Annotated in this window: 1 protein-coding gene; it reads left to right on the forward strand. The window is 65.2% G+C overall.

Annotation, left to right across the window (positions count from 1 at the left end):
- A partial coding sequence (locus PH586_RS23555; protein ID WP_271350229.1) for a cadherin-like domain-containing protein occupies positions 1 to 210 on the forward strand: 210 nt, incomplete at both ends.

Genomic DNA, 210 nt, shown 5'->3' on the forward strand with positions numbered 1-210 from the left:
TGACCTCCAACGTCGCCACCGCCACGGTCACCGTCGGCGCGGCCAACGATGCCCCAGTTGCCGTCGACGACAGCCTGACTGCCACTGAAGACACCCCGGTGATCTTCACCGCCGCTCAGCTGACCGGTAACGACAGCGATCCGGAAGGCTCGCCGCTGACCATCAACAACGTCACCAGCGGGAATGGCGGCACCGCTGTGCTCAATAGCG

It is taken from the genome of Pseudomonas aestuarii (genome assembly GCF_027988105.1).
Classification (GTDB): domain Bacteria; phylum Pseudomonadota; class Gammaproteobacteria; order Pseudomonadales; family Pseudomonadaceae; genus Aquipseudomonas; species Aquipseudomonas aestuarii.